We start from the raw sequence: 1,953 nt of genomic DNA, 5'->3' as shown, positions 1-1,953 counted from the left end.
CCTCTTTGGTCGCTACGTCATGAAAATGAATCCACTGATCGTGCTTGGAGCCTGTGCAGGTGCCGGCACCATTACCGCGGCACTCCGAGCCGTTCAGGATGAGGCGCAAAGCAGCATTCCTGCACTGGGCTACACGGTTCCCTATGCCGTTGGAAACATCCTTCTCACCGCGTGGGGACCAGTGCTTGTCGCGATGATGTCCATCTAGGAAAGTCGAGCGACCTCTTGAACGTCGTCAGGTTACTTCCGAGGAGGTCGTGGTCCTGTTTGGAGGTGAAGGCGTCGTTCGTCAGCGGGCAGGGCGCCGTCGACAGGGTGCTGTGGCAACCATTCATGCAGCAGCACATAGCAGACGGACAACAAAACCGGCCCGACAAACAAGCCGAGAAGACCGTCGACAAGCATGCCGCCGAGGACACCGATCAATATGACCGGCATAGGCACTTCGAGACCTCTGCCGAGCAACAAGGGTCGAAGGACATTGTCACTGAGCCCGACGACCACGTTCCAGATCAGAAAGATAATTGCCGGTTGTGTCGCTTCGGTCGCGAAGACATAGACGATGACAGGCAGCGACAGCAGAATCAACGGCACCTGCATGATGCCCAGTAGGAGCGCAACCAGCGTCAAGGGTCCTGCGGCCTCGAGTCCAATGGCGAGATACCCGAAACCGAGGAACAGCGACTGAACCAGCGCCACACCGACAACACCCAGCGCCACACCGCGAATCGTGGCTGCGGTCAGGGTGACCAAGTGCACGGCGCGCGGCTTGTCGCCCGTGACTCGTTCGAGGAGACGGCGCGCGAATTCCGTGGCGCTCTTGCCATGTATGGCAATCACGGCGGCGATCCCGAATGAAAGTACGAACGATAGTTCGCCAATGGCTAGGCTGCCGGCGAACGACGCCAACCACGCGACGGGCCCACTCAGCATCGGTCCATATTTCGTCAATGCCGCCGGAAGATTGGTGGCGACGAGCGACCAAATCTCCGTCAGCTTTTTTCCAACCAGCGGGGTGCCGTCGAGCCAGACTGGCGGCGGAGGCATCGTCAAATCTTGGCTCTGCAAACTCGAGATCAACGAATAAAGTGATGTCGCGAGCGATGTCACCACCATGACCATGGGCCCCAACGCGACGGCGATGCCGACCAAGCCGATGAGCACGGCCGACCAGCGATCGCCGATCCGCTCCGCCAAACGACGGTGAAGCGGATACAGCATCACTGCCAGGATTGCCGACCAGATCAAGATGAACGCCAACGGCATGACGATGCGAACGCAGGCGTAAACCAACACGGCCACAAGCCCAATTCGAAGCACGGCGTCGAATATAGTGGGTGCCCAAGGCTCGTCGCTGGAGTTTGATGCATTCGGGTCCATGGTCTCTTCCCTCGCGCAGTCGCCCGTCCACCAAAGGTTCGATGGTCGCGGTGCGGTTCGTCCCAAGCTCAGACGCCGGCTTCTACGCAGACTGGCGTCTCTACCCACTCGCATTCGATTGGAGGCGGACCGCCAACCGCTGGCTTTCAGCCTCGACGCTCCGCCTTCCAACGTCCCGCGCAGACCCTCCGTCCAGTCGATCGCCACGTCCCGGTTGCAACGTTCTTATCGATCCTGCCTGTTACGATGATCGTCGTGTTTCGGACGCGAACGCTGCCATCGATATTCCCACTGCCGTCCAGGCCCCCATTGACCTCGTACCGTCGGGAGTGTCTGTCGAGCGCCCGTCCGTTGCGGATGCGAACGAGATGGTCCTGACTTGGCTTGCACATTCCCGTCTCGGAGACTGCCGTGGCGCTCCAGTCTCCGTCGAATGTGGTTTGGCCCGTCGCGGGATGGCCCAGAAACACCATCGCGGCGAGGAAGATGGCGAATCCTATTGCCAGTAGGTGGTTCCCGTTCGAAGACGGATGCGCATGCATTGAAATCTCCCGGATCTCATGCCTTCCAGCC

The 1,953-nt window shown here is 60.0% G+C and carries 2 protein-coding genes; one reads left to right on the top strand and one right to left on the bottom strand.

The window, feature by feature from the left end; all coding sequences use genetic code 11:
- Window positions 1-208, top strand: a 208-nt coding sequence (locus AC1DT3_RS19380) for an aspartate-alanine antiporter-like transporter (RefSeq protein ID WP_477466845.1), incomplete at its 5' end; no start/stop codon positions are given.
- A gap of 32 nt (window positions 209-240) precedes the next feature.
- Here the strand turns inward: AC1DT3_RS19380 and AC1DT3_RS19375 are convergent.
- A complete protein-coding gene (locus tag AC1DT3_RS19375) occupies window positions 241-1,380 on the bottom strand; it encodes an AI-2E family transporter (RefSeq protein WP_477466844.1) in 1,140 nt (379 codons plus the stop codon).
- Window positions 1,381-1,953 lie beyond the last annotated feature (573 nt).

The sequence above is a fragment of the Microvirga sp. P4_G7 genome (genome assembly GCF_056401005.1).
Note: the sequence above shows the minus strand (reverse complement) of the source record. Positions and strands in the feature narration are given on the sequence as shown.

What these genes read in the sequence shown, in the direction of transcription:
- AC1DT3_RS19375 (WP_477466844.1), bottom strand. Translation starts at nt 1,380, where the DNA reads ATGGACCCGAATGCATCAAACTCCAGCGACGAGCCTTGGGCACCCACT.